Origin of the sequence: Pseudomonas sp. P867 (assembly GCF_019891455.1) — a bacterium.
Classification (GTDB): Bacteria; Pseudomonadota; Gammaproteobacteria; order Pseudomonadales; family Pseudomonadaceae; genus Aquipseudomonas; species Aquipseudomonas synxantha_A.
Map to the genome: position 1 here is coordinate 174,331 of NZ_JAFLXB010000010.1, position 23,862 is coordinate 198,192.

Below are 23,862 nucleotides of genomic sequence, written 5' to 3' on the forward strand. Positions count from 1 at the left end.
CAAGGCCATGACACTGACAGTGTTTGTAGGAATTTTGTGCATTTTTCGTGAGACAGGACCCTGGTAGCTGCCTAAACACACACTTCCGTCATATACTGACGGCCTTATTCAGGGCATAGCGCCCATGACAGACCATTCAAGGAGCAAAAGCTATGCGCTGGAGCCACTACTTCGCTCAGCTATCGGTGTGTGCCACCATCCTGTTGGCACCGTTCGCCGCTCAAGCCGCGTCGGAAGATGATCCATGGGAAAGCGTCAACCGCCCGATCTTCACCTTCAACGACACCGTTGATACCTACGCCCTCAAGCCGATCGCCCAGGGCTATCAGTTCGTCACCCCGCAGTTTGTGCAGGACGGCGTTCACAACTTCTTCCGTAACATCGGCGATGTCGGCAACCTGGCCAACAACGTGCTGCAACTCAAGCCGCACAATGCAGGCGTCGACACCGCTCGCCTGTTGGTCAACACCACCTTTGGCGTGCTGGGCTTTATCGATGTCGGCACCAAAATGGGGCTGCAGCGCAGCGACGAAGACTTCGGCCAGACCCTCGGCTACTGGGGCGTCGGCAGCGGCCCCTACGTGATGATCCCATTGCTGGGCCCAAGCACCTTGCGTGATGCGCCGTCCAAGTACGTCGACAGCTACACCCAGCCGTACCGCTACATGAACGACATCGGCTGGCGTAACAGCACCTTCGGCCTCAACGTCGTTGACGTGCGCGCCAGCCTGCTCGACAGCGAGAAGCTGATCAGCGGCGACAAGTACACCTTTATCCGTAACGCCTACCTGCAGAACCGTGAGTTCAAGGTCAAGGATGGCAAGGTTGTCGACGACTTTTAAGCCGTGACATCTTGAAATGAAATAAGGCGACCTCTTGATGGTCGCCTTTTTTTATGCGTGCTCCAACCTTACTTTGTGTTGTGGTCCAAGCGGTTCTTATAACTCCCGGTGATTTGCAGGGTAAAGACGCTCGGCGACCATCGCCATGAGCTTGAAACCCCTCACGGATGGGAGTACCGTCTGCGCCTTAGAAGGGCACCTCTGCTTTACCGTTGTGCATGGGCGAAATCCCAATGCTTTGTAGGACAGAGAGGCTAGAAAGCGAATCCAGTACGTGAGCCCGGCCATTGCCGAGCCGCCTACGCCAACCTAATTCTGGCGCCGTTTGCCCACATGCAAAAAACCAGTGCCACGCTGCTGATAATCGATGACGACGAAGTAGTGCGCGCGAGCCTCGCGGCCTACTTGGAAGACAGTGGCTTCAGCGTCCTGCAGGCCAGTAATGGCCAACAGGGTCTCCAGGTATTCGAGCGCGACAAGCCCGACCTTGTGATCTGCGACCTGCGCATGCCCCAGATGGGCGGCCTGGAGCTGATTCGCCAGGTGACCGAGCTTGCCCCGCAAACGCCGGTGATTGTCGTGTCCGGTGCCGGTGTCATGAACGACGCTGTCGAAGCCCTGCGCCTGGGCGCTGCCGATTACCTGATCAAGCCCCTGGAAGACCTGGCCGTGCTGGAGCACTCGGTGCGCCGCGCCCTGGACCGTGCCCGCCTGCTCCTGGAAAACCAGCGCTACCGCGAAAAGCTCGAGACCGCCAACCGCGAGCTCGAAGCCAGCCTGAATCTGCTCCAGGAAGACCAGAACGCCGGTCGCCAGGTGCAGATGAACATGCTGCCGGTGAGCCCCTGGAGCATCGACGAGTTCAAGTTTGCCCACCAGATCATCCCGTCGTTGTACCTGTCGGGTGATTTTGTCGACTACTTCCGCGTCGATGAGCGACGCGTGGCGTTCTACCTGGCCGACGTTTCCGGCCATGGCGCCTCTTCTGCCTTTGTGACCGTGTTGTTGAAGTTCATGACCACACGGCTGTTGTTCGAGTCCAAGCGCAATGGCACCTTGCCGGAGTTCACCCCTTCCGAGGTGCTGGGCCACATCAACCGGGGCCTGATCAGCTGCAAGCTGGGCAAGCACGTGACGATGGTCGGCGGCGTGATCGACGAAGAAACCGGTCTTTTGACCTACAGCATTGGCGGTCACCTGCCGATGCCTGTTTTGTACACTCCTGACAGTGTGCGCTACCTGGAAGGGCGTGGCCTGCCGGTGGGCTTGTTCAATGAAGCCACCTACGAAGACCACATCCTGGAACTGCCGCCGACCTTCAGCCTGACGCTGATGTCCGATGGCATCCTGGACCTTCTTCCAGAGCCTACACTCAAAGAGAAAGAAGCCGCCTTGCCCCAAAAGGTCAAGTCGGCGGGCGGCAGCCTGGATGGCCTGCGGCAGGTTTTTGGATTGGCCACGCTAGGGGAGATGCCGGATGATATCGCCCTATTGGTGTTGAGCAGGAATCTTTGATGAGTACCGGAAGAATCCAATTCGCCGAGCAAGACGGGACCTTCGTCCTGAAGTTTGTCGGCGAAGTGCGCCTGACCTTGTGTTCGGCCCTGGATGCGACGATTGAGCGGATCTTCACAGCGCTGAACTTCTCGGCGATCGTGATCGACCTGACCGAAACCCGCAGCATCGACAGCACCACTCTGGGGCTGTTGGCCAAGCTGTCGATTCTGTCGCGGCAGAAGGTCGGCCTGTTGCCGACTGTGGTCACCACCCACGAAGACATCACCCGTCTATTGCAGTCGATGGGCTTTGACCAGGTGTTCAACATCGTTGACCGCCCAATTCCCTGCCCGGAATGCCTCACCGACCTGCCGTCGCAAGACCAGTCCGAAGAGATCGTACGGGTCAAGGTGCTGGAAGCGCACAAGATCCTCATGGGCCTCAACGAGTCCAACCGCGAAGCCTTCCACGACCTGGTCAACGCCCTAGAGCGCCACTGACGGCTTCCCTGTCGAAACACATACCCATGTGGGAGGGGGCTTGCTCCCGATAGCGGTGTATCAGTCGGCACATATCCAACTGACAGTCCGCAATCGGGAGCAAGCCCCCTCCCACAGTTGATCTGCGACTGGCTTGAGGCTGGCGCACACAAAAAAGGGCGGCACCCTCACAGGTGCCGCCCTTTTTGCTGCTATCTGCCCTTACAGCTTGGCCGACAACAACGCCTCCAGCTTCTCCTGATCCCGAGCAAACTGGCGAATACCCTCTGCCAGCTTCTCAGTCGCCATCGCATCCTCGTTGGACTCCCAGCGGAACTGCGCTTCAGTCATATGCACCCGCGCCTCACCGGCATGGCCTGGCGCCAACTTGCGCTCCAGCTTGCCTTCATCCGCCGCCAGCTTCTCCAGCAGGTCCGGGCTGATGGTCAGGCGGTCACACCCGGCCAGCTCTTCAATCTGGCTCAGGTTACGGAAGCTCGCACCCATCACCACAGTCTTGTAGCCATTGGCCTTGTAGTAGTTGTAGATGCGCGTCACCGACTGCACGCCCGGGTCATCGGAACCGGTGTAGTCGTTGCCGTTGGCCTTCTTGTACCAGTCGTAGATACGGCCCACGAATGGCGAAATCAGGAACACACCGGCTTCGGCGCAGGCCACGGCCTGGGCGAAGGAGAACAACAGCGTCAGGTTGGTCTGGATGCCTTCTTTTTCCAGCTTCTCGGCGGCACGGATGCCTTCCCAGGTAGAGGCGATCTTGATCAGCACACGGTCACGGCCAACGCCGGCTTTGTCGTACAGGTCGATCAGACGGTGCGCACGCTTGAGAATGGCGGCTTCGTCAAATGACAGGCGCGCATCCACCTCAGTAGAAATACGGCCCGGCACTACTTTGAGAATTTCTTGACCCACCGCCACCGCAAAGCGGTCACTGGCCAGGCCCACATCGCCGTTGCAGTCCTGTACACACTCATCCAGCAGCTTGGCATAGCCTGGAATCGATGCAGCCTTGAGCAGCAGGGAAGGGTTGGTGGTAGCGTCTTGCGGCTTGAGCTTGGCGAGGGTGGAAAAATCGCCGGTATCGGCTACGACGGTGGTGAATTGCTTGAGTTGTTCCAGCTTGGAAGTCATGGGCGTGCTCTGTCCTGTGGGTCTGATGACATTACCCGAGCGCTGGCAGGCGCTCAAGGGCGCAAATGCGTTAGGTCGTTTGCGAGGGCAATAACCTGGAAACGGCCGTTTGAATTACCGGCAGTGGTGTTCGATAGGAGGGCAAAATCGCTGGCAGGTTCAACCCAACTGCCCGGTGACCACCCCAATCAAACTGTGAGAGCCGGCTTGCGTGCATGACGCCAGCCCCGCCACTGATATTCACCTGACCCCCATCAGTCAAACTGTGGGAGCTGCGATAACGCCAGTCCAGCCACTGACATTCACCTGACACACATCGCTCAAAACTGTGGGAGCGGGCTTGCTCGCGAAAGCGGTCTGTCAGCCCCAAATATCCCCACTGACACCCAACCCGTCACCGCCCCTCCAACAATTCCCCCGCCTGATCCAGCAACGCCAACGGATCCACCGCCTTATGAATATCCACCGACAACAATTGCCGAAACTTACGCGCCCCCGGGAAACCGGTTCCCAGCCCCAGAACGTGGCGCGTGATGTGATGCATCGAGCCACCTGTTGCCAAGTGCTCGGCTATATACGGGCGCAACTGTGCCAGCGCCTCGGCGCGGGTGATGACAGGCGCAGTGCTGCCAAACAGCTGTTGATCCACCTCGGCCAGCAAATACGGATTGTGATAAGCCTCCCGCCCCAACATCACCCCATCAAACGTCTGCAAATGCTCCTGGCACTGCTGCAACGTCTTGATCCCACCGTTGAGATTAATCTCCAACTCCGGAAAATCCCGCTTCAACTGCGCCGCCACGTCATAACGCAACGGCGGAATGTCCCGGTTCTCCTTGGGCGACAACCCCTCCAGAATCGCAATCCGCGCATGCACGGTAAAACTGGTGCAACCGGCATCCTTCACCGTCCCGACGAAATCACACAGCTCGGCATAACTGTCCCGACCATTGATGCCGATACGGTGCTTCACCGTCACCGGGATCGATACCGCATCGCGCATCGCCTTCACACAATCCGCCACCAGGGCAGGGTGCGCCATGAGGATCGCGCCGATCATGTTGTTCTGCACGCGGTCGCTGGGGCAGCCAACGTTCAGGTTCACCTCGTCGTAACCGGCGGCCTCGGCCATACGGGCACAGGCGGCCAGATCGGCGGGGACACTGCCACCCAATTGCAGCGCCAGCGGGTGCTCGGCTTCGTTGTGGCGCAGGAAGCGGTCGTGGTCGCCGTGGAGGATCGCGCCCGTGGTGACCATCTCGGTGTAGAGCAGGGCGTGTTTGGAGAGTAGGCGTAGGAAGAACCGGCAGTGGCGGTCGGTCCAGTCCATCATCGGGGCGACGGAGAAGCGGCGGGAGATGGCTTTCGGTGGAGCTATGGCTGAAGGCATTGGAGTCTTGGATGGAGAATGCGAAGGGTGGGCAGTTTATCAGGAATGGGTCGGAGGGGGCTGGGTGTTGATTGGGTGGCGCGAGCCCCAAATATTAAATAAATCTGTCCCCGTTTCTCGGTCCCCTTTTCCCGAACGCACGGCCTCTTTTCGGTCCTGGGGGCCTGGTTTCACTACTTGTGAGTCGGCCCTACACGAATGTGTAGGGCCGATTCTTTATCGTGCTCTTAGCGGGATAAGTTCATGTGTAGTAGCGGGAACGGCCTGCCTTCACCATCCAAAGGAGAGCGGCCTGTTTGAACGAACCCGTAATGGAGATAGAAGCCTACCGCCTGGGGGTTTTGCTCGTTTACGTCAACGCTCATCGTAGAGCGCGAACTGCGAACGTGATTTAGTAGTGCACGGCCCATACCTTGGCCGCGAAGATCAGGATCAATAAAGAGCATTTCTACGTGGCTTTGGTTGAGTCCAATAAAGCCAAGCGGGTTGTCTTTCACGTCTACCGCAACCCATACGTCAACAACGGGTAGATAGATGTCGCGGAGCTGCGGAAGCAGCGCATCTATGTCGGACTCTTGAAGAAAGTGGTGAGTGGCGCGAACGGATCGCAGCCAAATGTCGAGCAGTTGCGGATAGTCGGCAGCACTTGCCTGACGAATAATCATGAAATCAACCTTATACACTTGATATCTAAATAGAGGCTCGCCGGTAAATAGCGGCCGTGTAAGTGTCGGCATCTGTATGACCGCTTCGCGAGTTAACGCCTGGGCTGTGCACGGCAGAGGTAGCCGAAAAGGAGGGGAGCTGAAAAATACTTTGTGTTTTTCGATGCGTCAAGAAAACGGGCACTTGATCGATATTCAAAATGTGCGCACTCAATGCCGGTACTCAGTAGGGGCTTCTACAGCATGAAAGGTGCAAAAAATGGTACGCAGAAATCTGGTCTGGAAGCCTTTAACAAATTAATGCCTTTAAAAATATTTTGTCCAAGCCCTCATCGGTGCAACGTATGAAGCGACAGAGTGATCTATGGGAATAGGTCAGGATTTCCAGGAAATATCCTACGCTTTTTCGGCTTGCCCCCTGGATCATCCATAGCTAATCTCGTCAAGCCGCTGAATACCCAGTGGCCGGAGGTGGAAGTCCGTATTGCTAAGGCGTTTTTAACTCCCGAATATTGGAGCTTCGCCCATGCACCACGACACTCGCAGTCCTTCACTTGATCAAAGTAAATCGTCCATCGAATGTCCAAGCAACAACCTATTCCTCGTAAACCCAACTCTCGACCCCGAAACCCTCCTGGCTAACGCCGCCGAAAACCTCGCAGCCGCCAACGAAATGGCCGCCATTTTGGCGTTCGACCTCGACGATTCCCAGCGCGCCATCGCCCTAGGCATTCAGCAGTTAATCGAGTTGAGCTCGCTGCTGGTTGATCGAGCCCAGGAGCAAGTTGCGCCTGTGACTGCCTCAGTCAAAGCCTGACAACCATCCCTGCCGCCTTACCCAAGGCGGCAACTTGAACTCATGCTGTCCCCCAGCAAAGTTTCATAATTCCCTGCGCCTTTGAGGCCTACGATTGCCTGCAAGAGAGGACCCCAGCGCCTCCAGCCCACAGGGAGTTGAAAAATCATGATCTCGAATCTCGTCAAAGTCGTGATGATCACCGGCACGTTGATGTTGAGTGCTTGTTCATCTTCACCAGCTGTGAATAGTGACCCGTGCTTTTCTGGTGGATGCCAGGCGTTTGGGGACCACAGCCCCGGCAAAGCCGCCAAGATGAATTTTGGCGGCAGTGGGCTGGGGAGTAGTTATGGGGAGTATGGTTCGGGGTTGTTGCATGATGATTGAAGGAGGGGGTCAGTCAGTGGTGTGTTGACTGGCCCATTGCTATCGGGGGCAAGCCCCCTCCCACATTGGATCTATGATCGGCGCAAAACTTGTGGCGTTAGTGGCCGCCTTTCATACGCCGAGCGATCAGGTAGAGGCCCAGGCCGACCAGGGCTGTTGCGGCGCCGATGTAGCCGGTGCTGGTCCAGCCTAGACCGGCAGTAATGGCCATGCCGCCAAACCACGGGCCGAGCGCATTAGCCAGGTTGAACGCGGCATGGTTGGACGCTGCCGCCAGGCTTGGCGCTTCGTGGGCAATGTCCATCAGGCGAATCTGCAACGGTGCTGCCAGCGCAACCATAGTGCCAACCAACCCCATGCTCAGCAGCACGCCCCATAGCGACGAGGCGGCTAAGGGGAAGAACAGCAGCACGGCCATCGACCACACCAATATCAAGCCTACGGCTCGAAACTGCATGCGATCAAACAGCTTGCCGCCGGCAATGTTGCCGATGATACCGCCGACGCCGAACGCGGCGAGGCCGAAGGGGATCCATTGCGGCGAGACCTTGGTCACTTCGAGCATGGTTGGCGCCAGGTAGCTGAATACGCAGAACATCCCGGCAAAGCCAATTGCACCGATGGACAGGGCCATCCAGACCTGGGGTTTGGTGAAGGCGCGCAGTTCCTTGCGCGGGTCGCTGCGTTGTTCGTCGTGGCGGTGGGGCACGAATTGCCAGACCAGGGCGATGGTGAGCAGGGCGATCACGCTGACCAGGGCGAACGCCGAGCGCCAGCCCAGGTGTTGGCCGAGGAAGGTGGCGATGGGGTTGCCGAGCAGCATGGCCAGGGTCAGGCCCATCATCACGCGGGCTACGGCGCCGGCGCGTTTGTCGGTGGGCACCATGCTGGAGGCGACCACGGCGGCGATGCCGAAGTAGGCGCCGTGGGGCAGGCCGCTGATAAAGCGAAAGGCCACCAGCGAGCCGAAGGTGGGGGTGAAGGCGGTGGCGAAGTTGCCCAGGGCGTACAGGCCCATCAGTAACAGCAGCATATGTTTGCGCAGCAGCTTGGCGCCGAGGATGGCCAGCAGTGGGGCGCCGACCATCACAGGGCGTAGGCGCTGATGGCGTGGCCGACTTGCGGTTCGCTCAGGCCCAGGTTCTGGGCGATGTCGGGCATCAGGCCCATGATGGCGAATTCGCCGGTGCCGATCGCGAAGGCGCCTACGGCCATGGCCGCTTCCATTTTCGCGGCGCTGCGCGCGGGCAGTACATGCCCGGGTGTTTGCTGGGTAGTCATGGGTAACTCTGTGTGGAAGGTGTGCACGAAGGACAGCTGCCGATGCTACGCAGGCAATGGCGAAGGTGTCTAGAACCGCCATTTGCGTGAGAGTTCCGGGCCTGTGACCGCAGGTCGCGGCTGTCAGGCTTGACACCGGCGCATTAAAACCCGCGATTTAGGCCTGTCAATTGGCCAAACGGCGCATAAACGCTGTTTAGCGTGATATTCTGCGCGCCGTCTTGGTCTAGTCTTTCCCTGGTGCGTACACCCGTATACGTCCCAGCGGTTGGCTGTCGCCCAGGTAGCTGAAGCCAATAACGATAAGAAGTCAGCGCAGAAGGGACATAACAGTGAGGTCGATCCATCGGCCTTGTGTGCCCACCCTGCAGCCTTCATGTGAATGTGCAGACCCCGCGGTACGTTGCCTGACGTAGCGTGAACGAGGGTTACTCATGATCGGGGGCGGTAGGGCGGATGGCGTTTTATCATAGGTGCTACTGATGTTTAAAAAAGTAAACACTGCCCTGCTGGGGCTGGCTTTGTCGATGGGGATCACGTCCGTTCACGCGGAAGAGGCAAAGAAAGTCGATGTGCTGCTGATCGGCGGCGGCATCATGAGTGCGACCCTGGGTGTCTGGCTCAATGAGCTGGAACCGGACTGGTCGATGGAGATGGTCGAGCGCCTCGATGGCGTGGCCGAAGAAAGCTCCAACGGCTGGAACAACGCCGGTACCGGTCACTCGGCCCTGGCTGAGCTGAACTACACCCCGGAAGACAAGAACGGCAACGTTGAGATCCCGAAAGCGGTCGAGATCAACGAAGCGTTCCAGATTTCCCGTCAGTTCTGGTCCTGGCAGGTTCAGCAGGGCGTGTTGAAGAACCCGCGTTCGTTCATCAACTCCACACCGCACATGAGCTTTGTGTGGGGCGATGACAACATCAAGTTCCTGAAAAAGCGCTACGAAGCCCTGAAGGCCAGCCCGCTGTTCGCCGGCATGCAGTACTCCGAAGACCCGGCACAGATCGCCAAGTGGGTTCCGCTGATGATGGAAGGGCGTGACCCGAACCAGAAAATCGCGGCCACCTGGAGCCCGATCGGTACCGACGTGAACTTCGGCGAGATCACCCGCCAGTTCGTCGCTCACCTGCAAACCACGCCGAAGTTTGACTTGAAGCTGTCGAGCGAAGTGCAGGACATCACCCGCAACGACGACGGTTCGTGGCGTGTGAGCTACAAAAACCTCAAAGACGGCACCAAAACTGAAACCGACGCCAAGTTCGTGTTCATCGGCGCCGGCGGCGGTGCCTTGCACCTGCTGCAGAAGTCGGGCATTCCGGAAGCCAAGGAATACGCTGGCTTCCCGGTCGGTGGTTCGTTCCTGGTGACCGAGAACCCGACCATCGCCGAGCAGCACCTGGCCAAGGCCTACGGTAAAGCCTCGGTCGGTTCGCCACCGATGTCGGTTCCGCACCTGGATACCCGCGTGCTGGATGGCAAGCGCGTGATCCTGTTTGGCCCATTCGCAACCTTCTCGACCAAGTTCCTGAAAGAAGGCTCGTACCTGGACCTGCTGACCAGCACCACCACCCACAACATCTGGCCCATGACCAAAGTCGGTATTCGTGAATACCCACTGGTCGAGTATCTCGCCGGCCAACTGATGCTGTCGGACGACGACCGCTTCAAGGCGCTGCAAGAGTACTTCCCGAACGCCAAGCAGTCCGACTGGCGCCTGTGGCAAGCCGGCCAGCGCGTGCAGATCATCAAGCGTGACGAAGAGCAGGGCGGCGTGCTGAAACTCGGTACCGAAGTGGTCAGCTCTGCTGACAACTCCATTGCCGGCCTGTTGGGTGCATCGCCAGGCGCGTCCACCGCGGCTCCGATCATGCTGACCGTGCTGCAAAAAGTCTTCAAGGACAAGGTAGCAAGCCCGGCCTGGCAGGAAAAACTGCACCAGATCGTGCCAAGCTACGGCACCAAGCTGAACGACAGCCCTGAAGCTGTTGCCAAGGAATGGGCCTACACGGCCGGTGTGCTGCAACTGACACCACCGCCAGCGATCCCGCAACTGGCTGCTCCACAGGCTACCGAGGCTGCCAAGCCTGCGGCTGAGCCGAGCAAGCCGGCGTCTGACCTGGCGCTGTAAGCAACACCTACGAAAAAGCCCGCTGAACCGGTGACGGTCAGCGGGCTTTTTTGTGCGTGAACGATCAGGCGCGCGGCGGGTGTCGCTCCACCGGGGGCAGCTCAACCGTACGCTCGGCCGCTGCCAGCGCAGCCTTCAAGCCCGCTTGGTTCAGGGGTACGCAATACGCCGGTTTAGCCCGCTCGAATCGCCAGCTTTCATCCAGCCCTCCGGCATCCACGGCATCGAAGCCCAGTTCGTCGAGTAACGTAATCACTTGCGCTTTTGCCGCAGCGTGATCTGCTGCCACTGGCAGCGCGCGGCGGTCAGGAGCGCCGCGCGGGCGGGCATCCTGCGTCAGGTCTGGGGCGAAGATCGCATTAAATACTTTTACCACGTGTGATTGCGGCAAATGGTCGGCCAGCAATCGGCTGGTGGTGGTTTCAAACCGGTCCAGTTGCGGGATATGCCCATCGCGATCGGGGTAGTAATTGTTGGCGTCCATCACCGTCTTGCCCTCCAGCCATTGGGCAGGGACGCTGCGGTAGTGCTCCAGCGGAATCGCCACGAGTACCACATCGCCAAACCTGGCGGCATCATCCGCGCTGCCCACTTGTACGCCGAGTATGCCGCTCACCACGCTGCTCATGGTGTGTGGGCCGCGGGAGTTGCTCAACATCACCTTATGCCCGGCGGCAAGCGCCAGTTGCGCCACGGCACGCCCGATAAAACCTGCTCCAATCACGCCAATCTTCATGTGCTTGCTCCAGTGGAAGTAGGAAGTGGCTATGATGATTGGCAACCATAACGTGATAAATCAGCATTTCGGTGTGGGTGTTGTTACTGGGAGTTGGGAATGATGGACCGCCTATCAAGCATGAACGCCTTCGTGATAGCCGCTGAATTGGGCTCCTATGCGAGGGCCGCCGAACGCTTGGGCATGTCGCCGCAGATGGTGGCCAAGCATGTCACCGCGTTGGAACAACGTTTGGGTGCGCGATTGCTCAACCGCACTACGCGTCGACAAAGCCTGACTGAACTGGGAGTGGAGTATTACGAACGCTGCAAGCATATCCTGACGGAGACCGAGGCCGCCGACTCCCTGGCACAGGTCATGAACGACACGCCGCGCGGCAAGCTGAAGGTCACCGCCCCGGTGACCTTTGGCTCCTACAGCTTGATGCCGTTGATCACCGGGTTTTTACGTGACAACCCACAGGTAGAACTCGATTTGCACCTGACGGATCGTTTCGTCGACTTGGTGGAGGAGGGCTACGACGCCGCGTTTCGCATTGGTCCGTTGGGCACGAGCGGCCTGACAGCGAGACCCCTGGCACCTTATCGGTTGGTGGCCTGCGCTGCACCGGCTTACCTGATGGCGCGAGGCACACCTCAGAAGCCGGCGGATCTTGAGCGTCATGAGTGCCTGGGGTACGCCTTTTCATCGCGTCCGGCGGATCGAGAGTGGGTGTTCTTCCAGGGCACGGTTTCCTACAAGGTACGAGTGGCCAGTCGTTTGCTCATCAATGAAAGCCGGGCATTGATGTCGGCGGCATTGGATGGTTTTGGCATTGTGCTCGGCCCGCAAGACTTTCTGCGAACGGCGTTGGCGAGTGGCGAGTTGGTGCGGGTGCTACCGGAGTTTGAGGCTCCAAGCCGGTCGATGCATTTGGTCTACACCGCAAACCGCCAGCACACTGCCAAGTTGCGGTGCTTTGTCGAGGCTGTGCTGGGACGTTTTGGTCCGGTATGAAGGTTCATCACCGTGGCGGTCGCCGGGAGGCACGTTAAAGGTCTACAGGTTCAGCAATCTGACAGACATCTCCTGTTAAAAATAACCCAGGCCCAAGCAGGGCCCGGCTGCAACAAAGGAAGGAATTCTTTCTGATGCAGGTGTTGGGCGTTCGCGCCCGAGGGTTTTGTATGTTGCTACGTTATGCAGCATTGGCCGCCATGGTGGTCGCCGCTTCCGGGTGTGTGCAAGAGCGTGTTGTGCATGAGCGCAGGCCGGTACAACACGAGTACGTTGATGTGGTGGCGCCGCAACCGCCGCCGGTGCAGGTGATCGAAGTGGAGCCTGCGGTGCGCGAAGGTTATATCTGGTCACGCGGTTATTGGCGTTGGGAAGGCGGGCGTTATGTGGCAGTGCATGGCCATTGGGAACCAGTGCGTCAGGGCTATCGTTATGTACACCCGCACTGGGTGCAGCGTAATGATGGCTACCACTGGCAGATCGGCGGCTGGGTTCGCTGACCCAACGCTTTCTCCCATTGGAGCGAGCTTGCTCGCTCCTACAAAAAAGCCGGCCTAGCCGATCCGTTTCATCCCCGCTGCCTTGGCCGCGTTCAGATCAAACGTTGCGGTGTACTCGCAACCGGCCGCGTGGCCACAGCGTTCGATCAGGCAGTCGGCAAAGTCCGCTTTGCTTGCGGTGAACCTGCGCAGGGCCTGCCAGATGATATCGGCGTGCTCGACGGTCAGTTCCCGTGTGTACAGCAAGGTTTCCAGCACGGTCACCACGTCGCTTTTGGTCGACTGGTAGCAGGACTGCAACACCCACACCAGCTCCGTAAGCGTCACCAGGCTGACAAAACCGGGTGAGGCGGCGGTGAGCGATTCGATCAGTTGGGATGCTTTAGCTGATTGAACCGGGTCGTCCTGGGTCACATAACGCACCAGCACGTTGGTATCCAGGCCGATCATCCAGCGGTTGCTCCCTGGGCCGCGATGGCTCGGTTCATGTCTTCGATAGACACGGTGTGAGCGGGTTTGCGGATCAACCCCTTGAGGTCCTTGACGGTTTTGCTGGCGGCGATCATGGAAAACTTGCCGTCTTCCAATTCGACGAATTCCACCCGGTCGCCTGTTTCCAGGCCCAGGGCTGTCCTGACCTGGACAGGGATGGTGATTTGCCCTTTTGAAGTGAGTGTGGCGGTAGCCATAGTGAAGATCTCCATCGTGATATTCCTTACCTTAGGGTAAGGAATGACAGAGGACAATATCCGTTGGTCCATAGGTCGCTCGCAGGTGTGAGTCAGTCGGTAGTAAAACCCTAGTCCGAATGCTCGATCCTCACACCGTTGGCTACGCCCCAAACAGATACAAACTATGACCTACCGCCGCTGGCTTACTGCACCACGCGATAGCACGGCACATACGCCGCGCCGCCCGGCAGTTTCATGCGGTGCTGGGCCACGAACGCCTTCAATAATTCATCCAGCGGTTTCATGATCGCCGGGTCGCCGTGGATCTCATACGGGCCGTTCTCTTCGATCAGGCGGATGCCCTTGTCCTTGACGTTACCCGCCACGATCCCCGAGAACGCCCGGCGCAGGTTGGCTGCCAGTTCATGGGGCGGCAGCGCGTGGCTCAGTTGCAGGCTGGCCATGTTTTCGTGGGTGGGGTCGAACGGGCGCTGGAAGCCTTCGTCGATCTTCAGCAGCCAGTTGAAGTGGAACGCGTCGTTACGCTCGCGGCGGAACTGCTTCACTGCCTTGAGGCCGGCCGTCATCTGGCGCGCCACTTCGGCGGGGTCGTCGATGATGATCTGGTAATGCTGCTGCGCCGCTTCGCCGAGGGTGGCGCCGACGAACGCGTGCAGCTGTTCCAGGTAAGGCGCGGCGTGTTTGGGCCCGGTCAACACCACCGGGAACGGCACGTCGCGGTTGTCGGGGTGCATCAGGATGCCCAGCAGGTACAAAAACTCTTCTGCCGTGCCGGCACCGCCGGGGAAGATGATGATGCCGTGGCCGACGCGCACGAAGGCTTCCAGGCGTTTTTCGATGTCCGGCAAAATCACCAGCTCATTGACGATGGGGTTCGGTGCTTCGGCGGCGATGATCCCAGGCTCGGTCAGGCCCAGGTAACGCCCGCCGGTGATGCGTTGCTTGGCGTGGGAAATGGTCGCGCCCTTCATCGGGCCTTTCATTACGCCGGGGCCGCAGCCGGTGCACACATCGAGGCTGCGCAGGCCCAGTTCGTGCCCGACTTTCTTGGTGTATTTGTATTCTTCGGTGTTGATCGAGTGGCCGCCCCAACACACCACGATCTTGGGCTCCACACCCGGGCGCAGCGTGCGGGCGTTGCGCAGCAGATGGAACACGTAGTCGGTGATGCCTTGGGAGTTGCTCAGGTCGATGCGCTGGCTGTCCAGCTCGTTCTCGGTGTAGACGATGTCACGCAAGGCGCTGAACAGCATCTCGCGGGTGCTGGCGATCATCTCGCCATCGACAAAGGCATCGGCCGGGGCGTTGAGCAGTTCCAGGCGCACGCCGCGGTCCTGCTGGTGAATACGCACTTCAAAGTCTTTGTAGGCGTCGAGGATGGTCTTAGCGTTGTCGATATGCGCGCCGGTGTTGAGGATGGCCAAGGCGCATTGGCGGAACAGGGTGTAGATGCTGCCGGTGCCGGCTTCACTCAGTTGCTGCACTTCACGTTGGGACAGGGTTTCGAGGCTGCCCTTGGGGCTGACGGAGGCATTGATGACTTGACGTTGGAGCATTCTGATTCCTTGAAAGCACAGCCACCGCGCCCGTTTCGGGGCGATGGCTTGAGAATGGTGAGCGCCAATTAAGGTCGCACGAGACGGTTATTTACCTCAGGCGCGAGGCCCAGCGCAAATACCGTCCAGCACCATCATGCCGCAGAACTTACTGAATCAGCTTCCAGTTTTTGTAGAAAACTCGACGCAGGGTAAAGACCAGCCCGGCAAAGCCTGCGATCACGGCGTTGAGCACTGACGGCAGCAAGGTCGGGCGCACGATGTCGATGAACAGGCAGTAGCGCTTGGCGTCGTTTTTGTTGAAGGACGCATGCATCAGGGTGTCATCGAAGATGAACAGCGGGTCGTCGTGCCAGTAGTGCTTGTGCTTGCCTACCTGGATATACACGCCTTCGTGGTGGGGCGCCGGGGCCATGTTGTAGAGCACGCGGAACATCATGCGCAGGGGGCCGAAGTGAAAGGACGTGGAACGGTTCTCGTTGAATACCGAGACACCGATGGTCTTCACGAATGGCAATTTCTTGCGCAGTTGCGGGATATCCAGCGTGGTCTCGATGGGGCGGCCGTACCACTGGAAAAACAACATGCCGCGTTTCTTCTCGGCCATGCGTTCGTCCAGGTAACCGATGATTTCATCCTTGCGGGCCATGGCGTCGTCGATCACCTGTTGCAGGTCTTCGCGCCAGGCCGGTGGCAGGTCTTGCATCGTATAGACATGGCGGTTGCGGCTGCTCAGCAGATCGAGCAGGGTGTTGAACGGTGCCAGCACCCAGGTATTGCGACCGTTGCCGATGAAGTATTTCTTGATGGTGTCGCGGTCGTACAGACCGTTACGCAGGAAGTCATAAACGCCGCAGCACACCACCAACAGCAGAAACACCAGGCAACTGCGCGGGAAACAATAGATCAACAGCAGAACGCCGAGTGCCCACGCCAGGGACACCAGCTTTTTGCCGACAGCATTTTTGCTCATGAAACGAGGCTCCAAGGCCGAAACATATTGAAACAATGTCGTCATCATAGGGGTTTCTGGCGCCGGCAGGCGTTTTTAAATAGGGTGAAATTGTGAAGCCGCTGCACAATTTGTAACCGTTGCCGTGCAGGCTTCGACGTTTTGTGGATTGAATTTTGAGAACAGAAGATTTGCGACTATCGTGACGCTTCGGTTTTTTGGACGTCATAGACCGGTACGATTGAAGTTGAATGGCCACCATTGGCCTTCGGCACCTTGGAAGAGGCAGAAATTTTTATGATCATCAAACCGCGGGTTCGTGGCTTTATCTGTGTGACCGCTCACCCTGTTGGCTGTGAAGCGAACGTCAAAGAGCAGATCGACTACGTAACCAAAAACGGCGTCATCGAAGGCGGCCCTAAAAAGGTACTGGTCCTCGGTGCCTCCACCGGCTACGGCCTGGCCGCGCGCATCAGTGCTGCGTTTGGCTGCGGCGCCGACACCCTGGGCGTGTTTTTTGAGAAAGAAGGCGAAGAAGGCAAGCTGAGCTCCGCCGGCTGGTACAACAGCGCGGCATTCGAGAAGTTTGCCGTGGAAAAAGGCCTGTACGCCAAGAGCATCAACGGCGACGCGTTTTCCGACGAGATCAAGCGCCTGACCATCGACACCATCAAGAAAGACCTGGGCAAGATCGACCTGGTGGTCTACAGCCTGGCCGCGCCACGCCGTACCGACCCGCAAGGCGTGGTGCACAACTCCACCCTCAAGCCAATCGGCAAGGCCGTGACCCTGCGCGGTATCAACACCGACAAGGGCGTAGTGGTAGACACCACTCTTGAGCCTGCAACCCAGGAAGAAATCGACGGCACCGTGAAGGTCATGGGCGGCGAAGACTGGCAGCTGTGGATCGATGCCCTGCGTGACGCCGATGTGTTGGCCGAAGGCGCCAAGACCACGGCGTTCACCTACCTCGGCGAGAAGCTGACCCAGGATATCTACTGGAACGGTTCCATCGGTGAAGCCAAGAAAGACCTGGACAAGAAAGTCCTGACCCTGCGCGAAAACCTCGCCGCGCTCAAGGGCGATGCCCGTGTGTCTGTGCTCAAGGCCGTGGTGACCCAGGCCAGCTCGGCGATCCCGATCATGCCGCTGTACCTGTCGTTGCTGTTCAAGGTGATGAAAGAGCAGGGCACCCACGAAGGCTGCATCGAGCAAGTCTACGGCCTGTTCAAGGACAGCCTGTACGGTAAAGAACCTAAGCTCGACGCCGATGGCCGCCTGCGCGCCGACCTGGCCGAGCTGGAACCGAAGGTCCAGGACGCCGTGGCTGCGTTGTGGAACCAGGTTACCGACGACAACGTCAACGAGATCAGCGACTTTGCCGGTTACAAGGCTGAGTTCCTGCGCTTGTTCGGCTTTGAAGTCGACGGCGTGGACTACGACGCGGATGTGAACCCGACCGTCAAAATCAACGGCCTGATCCAAGCTTAAGGTCTGATCCAGACCAAAATGTGGGAGGGGGCTTGCTCCCGATGGCGGTGTATCAGTCACTATCTTCAGTGGCTGACACCCTACTATCGGGAGCAAGCCCCCTCCCACATTTGATCCGAGTCTTTTCAGACACTTCTTACGCCCCGACGCGCGCCTCTCTCTTCCAGATCTGCCAGACTCCAGCTGCTATCAAGCCACGCCAACGGAGGATCTGATGACGATTCGTGCAGTAGTTTTTGATTTCGGCGGTGTCCTGTTCGACTGGAGCCCGCAGCACCTGTACCGCAAGCTGATCGCCGATGAGGCAGAGCGGCAGTGGTTCCTCGATAACATCTGCACCCAGGCCTGGAACACCGAGCAAGATGCCGGTCGTACCCTGGCCGAAGCCACCCGCACCCTGATTGACCTGCATCCCGATCACGAACCCTTGATCCAGGCTTACTACGAGCGCTGGCACGAGATGCTGCGCGGTGAGTTAGCCGACGGCGTGGCGATTCTCAAGGCGTTGCACGAGGCCGATATGCCGTTGTTCGGGCTTACTAACTGGTCGGCGGAGACCTTCCCCTACGCTCGGGCCCACTATCCGTTCCTGCAACTCTTTCGAAACATCGTCGTGTCCGGCGAGTTGGAATTGATCAAGCCTGATCCGGCGATCTACCACGCCAGCCTTGATCAGATCCGCGCTGACCTGCCGGACATAAAACCGAGTGAAGTGGTGTTTATCGACGATGTCGCCGGCAACACCGAGGCCGCTATCGCCTTGGGTTGGCAGGGCATTCATCATGTATCTGCCGAGCGCACCGCCGCGCGTCTGCGGGCGTTGGGCGTGGCCTTTAATGTGCCCACTTTTCCATGACGAAATCGACGAATGCCCGCAGCTTGGGCAGGCGGTAACGGTCATGGCGATACAGCAGATGCATCGGGCGGCTGGGCAATTTATACGTGGTTAACAGGGCCACCAGCTTGCCGCTCTCCAGGTCCGGTTGCACCAAGGCGTCGGCCAGCATCGTGATGCCCATGCCGTTGACGGCCGCCTGGCGCAAGCCTTGCGAGCTGTTGATGGTCAATGACCCCGCCACCGAAACCTCCACCTCGCTGCCATCCTCGCTCATGCGCCACAGTTTGTCGGTGTCACGCCAGTTGTCGTTCGCAGGGTAGGCGAATGCCAGGCAGTCATGTTGTTGCAGGTCCTGCGGGGTCTGCGGCGTGCCGCGTCGCGCCAGGTAGGCAGGCGATGCGCAGAGGGTGAGCGTATAGGGCTGCATAGGCCGGGCGATCAGGCTGGAGGTCCCCAGTTCACCGAGACGGATCGCTACGTCGAAGCCACTGTCGACCAGGTCCATGCGTTCATTGCCCAGCACCACGTACAGGTCGATAAGCGGGTAGCGCTGGGAAAATTCGCTCAAGGCCGGCACCAGGCGTTCGGTGCCGAACACGGGAGGCGCTGTGATGCGCAGGCTGCCCTTAGGAGCTTCGCTGTGGATTTGCTCGGCCAGCAGTTCGGAGTCCGCCACCAGCCCCAGCACTTCCAGGCAGCGCTGATAGTATTGCCCGCCAAATTCGGTCAGGTTCTGTTTACGCGTGGTGCGTTTGAGCAAGCTCACGCCCAACCGTTGCTCCAGCGCCCGCAGATGGTTGCCCACCATGGTGGTCGACATCCCGCATTCTTGCGCGGCGGCAGTCATGCTGCCGGTTTCGACCACTTTCACGTACACCGACATTGCCTGGAACAGATCCATTATCAAGCCCTGGTTTAAAGTCATTGCAGATATTCGCAGTTTATCCAGCGCAGGTGGTTAACGATACTTCCATCACCGCAACGATGCACTGGAGCCGCAACCATGACCGCCGCCTGCCTGATGAGCACCTACCAACCCTTGGCCCTGAGCTTCACCCGTGGCCTGGGCACGCGCCTCTGGGACCAGCAGGGCCGCGAATACCTGGACGCTGTCGCCGGCGTGGCGGTGACCAATGTCGGCCATTCCCACCCCAGGCTGGTGGCAGCTATCAGCGAACAAGCCGGTTTGCTGCTGCACACGTCCAACCTCTACAGCATCGACTGGCAACAACGTCTGGCCCAACGCCTGGCGCAGCTGTCCGGGCTCGATCGCGCGTTCTTCAACAACTCCGGCGCCGAGGCCAACGAGACAGCGCTGAAACTGGCGCGCTTGCATGGCTGGAAAAAAGGCATTGAACAACCGTTGGTGGTGGTGATGGAGAACGCCTTTCACGGCCGCACGCTGGGCACCATGGCCGCCAGCGACGGGCCGTCGGTGCGCCTGGGCTTTCAGCGCCTGCCGGGGGATTTCATCAAGGTAGGCTTTGGCGATATGCAGGCTTTGGAGGTGATCACTGCGCAGTTCGGCACGCGCATCGCAGCTGTGCTGCTTGAGCCGATCCAGGGTGAAAGTGGTGTGGTGGTGGCGCCAGTGGGTTATCTCAAAGCCTTGCGCGACCACTGCACGCGCCACGGCTGGCTGATGATGCTCGACGAAATCCAGACCGGCATCGGGCGCACCGGCACCTGGTTTGCCTTCCAGCACGAAGGCATCGTGCCAGACGTGATGACGCTGGCCAAAGGCCTGGGCAATGGCGTGCCCATCGGCGCCTGCCTAGCCCGCGCCGCCGTCGCCGAGCTGTTCACCCCAGGCAGTCATGGCAGCACCTTTGGTGGCAACCCGCTGGCGTGCCGTGTCGGTTGCACCGTGCTGGATATCATTCATGAGCAAGGCTTGTTGCAAAACGCCGCACACCAGGGCGAACACTTGCTGGCGCGCTTGCGCATGGAGCTGGATGGGCACCCGCACGTCCGGGCAATTCGTGGCAAAGGCTTGATGATCGGGATTGAGCTGGCCAGCCCTTATCGCGACCTGGCCCAACGTGCCGCCCAGGAGCACGGGCTGCTGATCAACGTCACACGGGGCAAGATCATTCGCCTGTTGCCGCCGCTGACGTTGGATGCCAAGGAAGCCGAGATGATCGTACGGACCATCACCCGATTGCTGGATTGAAAACGCAATCAAAGTGTGGGAGGGGGGGCTTGCTCCCGATAGCAGTGTGTCAGCCACTGGAGATATTGACTGATACACCGCTATCGGGAGCAAGCCCCCTCCCACAGTGGTTCTGTGTGGGGTTCAGAGGGAGGGGCCATTCAGCCATTCCTGGTTCATGGTTTCGGTATCTCCCAGGTATTCCAGCAACCACGCCATGGCTGGCGAAAGCTTGCTCTGCGCCCACGCCACGCATGATGGGCTGGCTGGAAAGGGCCGGCTCAATTGCAGCGCCACCAACTCGCCGCGCTCGATCCATGGCAATACCTGATGGGCCGGCGCCATCCCTACACACAGCCCATCGCTTAGGCAATCCAGGGCCGAAGCCCAGTTGGGCACCACCAGGCGGCGCTGGTTATCCAGGGTCCAGGTGTCACGCTTGGGCAGATTGCGCGAGGTGTCAGTCATGCACAGTGAGGCGAAAGGGCGCAATTGGTCATCACTGAGCAAGCCTTCCACCGCCGCCAAGGGGTGCCGAGCACTGACCACACACAGCCAGTTCAACAGGCCCATGTCACGGAAGCTGAAGTGACTGGCCACTGGCACTGCGCTGGTGGCGCCGATCACGATGTCGGTGCGCTCATCGGCCAGCGCATCCCATACACCGTTGTACACCTCGTATTCGAGCAGCAGTTCCACCTCGGGAAACTGCCGATAGAAGTCCAGCACCAATTGGCGGCAGCGCTGGGGTTTGACGATGGAGTCCACCGCCACCTTCAACTGGCCGCTCCAGCCATTGGCCACCTGCTGGCACAAGCGTCGGGTGCCGAGCATTTTCTTCATCACGCTGCGGGCTTCGTCGATAAACAGGCGGCCGGCTGGGGTCAGTTCCACGTCGCGATGCCGGCGCACAAACAAGGGCACGGCCAGCCATTCTTCAAGTTGGCGTACGGTGTAACTGATGGCCGACGGTACGCGGTGCAGTTCCTGGGCGGCGGCGCTGAAGCTGCCGTGACGGGCGACGGCGTCGACCACATCCAGAGAATATTCCGACCACATGTGGGCTGCCTTCAAAATTATTGATGAGAGTGTCCAATTATTATCGCTTCACACAGATTTTGTCAGCTTCATAATGGGCGCCAGTCAGCAAATAGTTTGATGGCAGTTTTTACAAGGCTTCGATGAAAAATTCTTTTGGTTTTACCTGGTATCTGGCGGGGCTGAGTATGCTCGGCTATCTCGCCATGGACATGTACTTGCCGGCGTTTGGCGCCATGGGCGAGCAGTTGCAGATTGGCGCCGGCGCGGTGGGCGCCAGCTTGAGCATTTTTCTCGCCGGCTTTGCGGTGGGGCAGTTGGTGTGGGGGCCGCTCTCGGACCGCCTGGGGCGCAAGCCTATCCTGCTCGCCGGCCTGAGCCTGTTTGTGCTCGGTTGCCTGGGCATGTTCTGGGTCGAGACCGCCCCGCAACTACTGGCGCTGCGCTTTATCCAGGCGATTGGTGTGTGTGCCGCGGCCGTGAGCTGGCAGGCATTGGTGATTGATCGCTACCCGGCCGACAAGGCCCATCGCGTCTTCGCCAGCATCATGCCGTTGATGTCGCTGTCGCCGGCCCTTGCACCGTTGTTGGGCGCCATGGTGTTGAATCACTTTGGCTGGCAGGCGATCTTCGGCGTGTTGCTGGTGGTGTCACTATTGCTGCTGTTGCCGACCTTGTTCCTGCGTAGCCTGCCCAAGCGTGTGGAGCACAAGGGCGGACCCACGCGTCTGGGGTATGGACAGTTGCTCACCTCGCGGGTGTTTACCGGCAACGTGATGATTTTCGCCGCCTGTTCGGCCAGCTTCTTCGCATGGCTCACGGCCTCGCCGTTCATCCTCGGCGGCATGGGCTACAGCCCGAATGACATCGGCCTGAGCTACGTATTGCCGACCCTGGCGTTTCTCGTTGGTGGCTATAGTTGCCGTAGCGCCCTGCAACACCTGTCGGGCAAAGTCCTGTTGCCGTGGCTGCTGGCTGCGTATTGCTTGAGCATGGTGGCGTTGTACCTGGTCGCCACCCTGAGCGTGCCGACCTTGACCACCTTGCTGATCCCGTTCTGCCTGATGGCGCTGTGCAACGGCGCCAGCTACCCGATTGTGGTAGCGAATGCGCTGATGCCGTTTGCAGAAAACTCCGGCAAGGCGGCGGCCCTGCAAAACACCCTGCAACTTGGGCTGTGCTTCCTGGCCAGCTTGTTGGTGTCGTCGATGATCGAGCAACCGCTGATGATTACGGTGATTGTGATGTTGGCGACGGCGCCGTTGGCTGTGTTGGGGTATTGGCTGGCGCGGCCGAAGCGCAATACTTCCGAACTGGCCAGCGCCTGAGCTGACAATACGATCAAACTGTGGGAGCTGGCTTGCCTGCGATAGCGGTCTGTCAGTTAGCCCATCTGGCACTGATACACCGCTATCGCAGGCAAGCCAGCTCCCACATTTTTTTGCATTTCTTCAGTTAGAACGTGACTTCCATGTTCAGCGTCGGCGTTGAGGTGCGGCTGCCACGGCCACCATCCACGCCGAACTTGTTATGCCAGTACTCATAGCCCACTCCTAAATACAGGTTCGGCTTGACGCTTTTACCCGGCCGCACCGCCACCATCAGCGCCGTGCGCATGAGCGCTTCCGGTGCCGTATCGCGGCCATGATAGTCCTCGCCTTTCTCCCCGACGTAATTGATAAACCCCTGGAATTTCGCCGCGTGGTTGCCGACCTCGAACGGGCGCATCCACGTCAGGTTAAGCATGTAGGTGTCGTCGAAGGTGTGATTCGACTCTTGCGCGCCGGGAATGCCGGTGTGGTTCTTTTCCTTGTAGTACATCAGGCTCAGGTCCAGCACGCCGACGGTGTTGAACTTCAAGGTCGGGCCGATCACCAGCGCGCGCTTTTTGGCTGAGGCGAAGTTGTTGTTGCGGTTGGCGTCGAAACCCAGGGTCAGGGCGTAATCCTTGATCAACCCGGTGTCCGGCGGCAGATCGAACACGCGCGAGGCATACAGCTGGTGCCGGTACACGGCATACACCTCGCTGCCGCCATGGTCGGTACCCTTGCGTGGGTCACGGCTATCGGACAGAAACACATCGAGGTTGAGGAAGTTGCTGCCGTAGCGGTAGCCGCTGGCGTGGGTGAAGCTGTAGATGCGCTTGCTGAAATCGTCGGGGTTGTTCGGATTGGTGAAGTGCTGGCCGTAGCGAAATCCTACGCTGTTGTTCATCCATTCCACCGCGACAGCCTCACCACCGCCCAGAAGGGTCAATGCAACGGTTGCGCCCTGTAGTGCCTTTTTCATTATTTTT

23 protein-coding genes and 1 pseudogene are annotated in these 23,862 nt (G+C 59.2%); 12 read left to right on the forward strand and 12 right to left on the reverse strand.

What is annotated here, in order from left to right:
* Positions 1-152 precede the first annotated feature (152 nt).
* The 3 genes from J1G33_RS19235 (at position 153) to rssC (ending at position 2,839) form a co-directional block, all read left to right on the forward strand.
* Positions 153-842 carry a VacJ family lipoprotein gene (locus J1G33_RS19235; RefSeq protein ID WP_005786208.1) on the forward strand — a complete coding sequence of 230 codons (690 nt, stop codon included), beginning with the start codon at positions 153-155 and terminating at the stop codon, positions 840-842.
* 333 nt (positions 843-1,175) lie between these two features.
* Entirely contained in the window at positions 1,176-2,357 is a 1,182-nt protein-coding gene (rssB, locus tag J1G33_RS19240) for a two-component system response regulator RssB (protein WP_005786210.1), read from the forward strand.
* Complete coding sequence (rssC, locus tag J1G33_RS19245) at positions 2,357-2,839, forward strand: anti-sigma factor antagonist RssC (protein ID WP_010212025.1); 483 nt, start codon at positions 2,357-2,359, stop codon at positions 2,837-2,839. Before rssB ends, rssC begins: the two co-directional genes overlap by 1 nt.
* Before the next feature lie 201 nt (positions 2,840-3,040).
* On the opposite strand, the gene tal is transcribed toward rssC, so the two are convergent.
* The 3 genes from tal to J1G33_RS19260 all read right to left on the reverse strand — a co-directional run bounded on the left by tal (position 3,041) and on the right by J1G33_RS19260 (position 6,022).
* On the reverse strand, positions 3,041-3,967 hold the full coding sequence (gene tal / locus J1G33_RS19250; RefSeq protein ID WP_019818234.1) for a transaldolase: 927 nt from the start codon (positions 3,965-3,967) through the stop codon (positions 3,041-3,043).
* A gap of 394 nt (positions 3,968-4,361) precedes the next feature.
* Positions 4,362-5,357, reverse strand: coding sequence for a tRNA dihydrouridine(20/20a) synthase DusA (gene dusA / locus J1G33_RS19255; protein ID WP_223018550.1), 996 nt, complete (start codon positions 5,355-5,357; stop codon positions 4,362-4,364).
* A 227-nt stretch (positions 5,358-5,584) separates the two neighbouring features.
* Entirely contained in the window at positions 5,585-6,022 is a 438-nt protein-coding gene (locus tag J1G33_RS19260; protein ID WP_032877202.1) for an acetyltransferase, read from the reverse strand.
* Positions 6,023-6,548: 526 nt separating this feature from the next.
* On the opposite strand from J1G33_RS19260, the gene J1G33_RS19265 reads away from it, so the two are divergent.
* Positions 6,549-6,839: a DUF6124 family protein gene (locus J1G33_RS19265; RefSeq protein WP_216090917.1), complete on the forward strand. Its 291-nt coding sequence runs from the start codon at positions 6,549-6,551 to the stop codon at positions 6,837-6,839.
* Between the two features lie 147 nt (positions 6,840-6,986).
* Positions 6,987-7,205 carry a hypothetical protein gene (locus J1G33_RS19270; RefSeq protein ID WP_080889019.1) on the forward strand — a complete coding sequence of 73 codons (219 nt, stop codon included), beginning with the start codon at positions 6,987-6,989 and terminating at the stop codon, positions 7,203-7,205.
* A 97-nt stretch (positions 7,206-7,302) separates the two neighbouring features.
* Here the strand turns inward: J1G33_RS19270 and J1G33_RS19275 are convergent.
* Positions 7,303-8,486 (reverse strand): annotated as a pseudogene (locus J1G33_RS19275) (MFS transporter).
* 482 nt (positions 8,487-8,968) lie between these two features.
* On the opposite strand from J1G33_RS19275, the gene mqo reads away from it, so the two are divergent.
* Complete coding sequence (gene mqo / locus J1G33_RS19280; protein ID WP_032902653.1) at positions 8,969-10,615, forward strand: malate dehydrogenase (quinone); 1,647 nt, start codon at positions 8,969-8,971, stop codon at positions 10,613-10,615.
* A gap of 64 nt (positions 10,616-10,679) precedes the next feature.
* On the opposite strand, the gene J1G33_RS19285 is transcribed toward mqo, so the two are convergent.
* The gene (locus J1G33_RS19285) at positions 10,680-11,351 is read right to left on the reverse strand and encodes an NAD(P)-binding domain-containing protein (RefSeq protein WP_148852341.1); all 672 of its coding nucleotides are present in this window, start codon (positions 11,349-11,351) and stop codon (positions 10,680-10,682) included.
* A gap of 99 nt (positions 11,352-11,450) precedes the next feature.
* Here J1G33_RS19285 and J1G33_RS19290 point away from each other — a divergent pair, with 99 nt between their 5' ends.
* Both J1G33_RS19290 and J1G33_RS19295 read left to right on the forward strand, forming a co-directional pair.
* Positions 11,451-12,347, forward strand: a complete 897-nt coding sequence (locus J1G33_RS19290) for a LysR family transcriptional regulator (protein WP_223018551.1) — start codon at positions 11,451-11,453, stop codon at positions 12,345-12,347.
* A gap of 170 nt (positions 12,348-12,517) precedes the next feature.
* Positions 12,518-12,847, forward strand: coding sequence for a YXWGXW repeat-containing protein (locus J1G33_RS19295; protein ID WP_005786252.1), 330 nt, complete (start codon positions 12,518-12,520; stop codon positions 12,845-12,847).
* 54 nt (positions 12,848-12,901) lie between these two features.
* Here the strand turns inward: J1G33_RS19295 and J1G33_RS19300 are convergent, their stop codons facing one another.
* From J1G33_RS19300 to J1G33_RS19315, 4 genes are all read right to left on the reverse strand, one after another.
* Complete coding sequence (locus tag J1G33_RS19300) at positions 12,902-13,297, reverse strand: type II toxin-antitoxin system VapC family toxin (RefSeq protein ID WP_103733557.1); 396 nt, start codon at positions 13,295-13,297, stop codon at positions 12,902-12,904.
* Positions 13,294-13,551 (reverse strand): AbrB/MazE/SpoVT family DNA-binding domain-containing protein, encoded by a 258-nt coding sequence (locus J1G33_RS19305; RefSeq protein WP_078820648.1) that lies wholly within the window; start codon positions 13,549-13,551, stop codon positions 13,294-13,296. Before J1G33_RS19305 ends, J1G33_RS19300 begins: the two co-directional genes overlap by 4 nt.
* A gap of 170 nt (positions 13,552-13,721) precedes the next feature.
* Positions 13,722-15,095 (reverse strand): nucleotide 5'-monophosphate nucleosidase PpnN, encoded by a 1,374-nt coding sequence (gene ppnN / locus J1G33_RS19310; RefSeq protein WP_032877195.1) that lies wholly within the window; start codon positions 15,093-15,095, stop codon positions 13,722-13,724.
* A 148-nt stretch (positions 15,096-15,243) separates the two neighbouring features.
* Complete coding sequence (locus J1G33_RS19315; RefSeq protein ID WP_078820650.1) at positions 15,244-16,068, reverse strand: aspartyl/asparaginyl beta-hydroxylase domain-containing protein; 825 nt, start codon at positions 16,066-16,068, stop codon at positions 15,244-15,246.
* Positions 16,069-16,344: 276 nt separating this feature from the next.
* On the opposite strand from J1G33_RS19315, the gene fabV reads away from it, so the two are divergent.
* Both fabV and J1G33_RS19325 read left to right on the forward strand, forming a co-directional pair.
* On the forward strand, positions 16,345-17,538 hold the full coding sequence (gene fabV, locus J1G33_RS19320) for an enoyl-ACP reductase FabV (RefSeq protein WP_032881058.1): 1,194 nt from the start codon (positions 16,345-16,347) through the stop codon (positions 17,536-17,538).
* Positions 17,539-17,752: 214 nt separating this feature from the next.
* The gene (locus J1G33_RS19325) at positions 17,753-18,394 is read left to right on the forward strand and encodes an HAD family phosphatase (protein ID WP_223018552.1); all 642 of its coding nucleotides are present in this window, start codon (positions 17,753-17,755) and stop codon (positions 18,392-18,394) included.
* Here the strand turns inward: J1G33_RS19325 and J1G33_RS19330 are convergent.
* Positions 18,372-19,277, reverse strand: coding sequence for a LysR family transcriptional regulator (locus tag J1G33_RS19330; protein WP_223018553.1), 906 nt, complete (start codon positions 19,275-19,277; stop codon positions 18,372-18,374). The two genes, J1G33_RS19325 and J1G33_RS19330, sit on opposite strands and share 23 nt — an antisense overlap.
* Positions 19,278-19,379: 102 nt before the next feature.
* Here J1G33_RS19330 and J1G33_RS19335 point away from each other — a divergent pair, with 102 nt between their 5' ends.
* Positions 19,380-20,549 (forward strand): aspartate aminotransferase family protein, encoded by a 1,170-nt coding sequence (locus J1G33_RS19335; RefSeq protein ID WP_103733560.1) that lies wholly within the window; start codon positions 19,380-19,382, stop codon positions 20,547-20,549.
* Positions 20,550-20,672: 123 nt separating this feature from the next.
* Here the strand turns inward: J1G33_RS19335 and punR are convergent, their stop codons facing one another.
* Complete coding sequence (punR, locus tag J1G33_RS19340) at positions 20,673-21,587, reverse strand: DNA-binding transcriptional activator PunR (RefSeq protein ID WP_223018554.1); 915 nt, start codon at positions 21,585-21,587, stop codon at positions 20,673-20,675.
* Between the two features lie 122 nt (positions 21,588-21,709).
* On the opposite strand from punR, the gene punC reads away from it, so the two are divergent.
* A complete protein-coding gene (gene punC, locus J1G33_RS19345) occupies positions 21,710-22,894 on the forward strand; it encodes a purine nucleoside transporter PunC (RefSeq protein ID WP_223018555.1) in 1,185 nt (394 codons plus the stop codon).
* 127 nt (positions 22,895-23,021) lie between these two features.
* Here the strand turns inward: punC and J1G33_RS19350 are convergent, their stop codons facing one another.
* Positions 23,022-23,855 (reverse strand): nucleoside-binding protein, encoded by an 834-nt coding sequence (locus J1G33_RS19350; RefSeq protein ID WP_223018556.1) that lies wholly within the window; start codon positions 23,853-23,855, stop codon positions 23,022-23,024.
* Between the last annotated feature and the right edge of the window lie 7 nt (positions 23,856-23,862).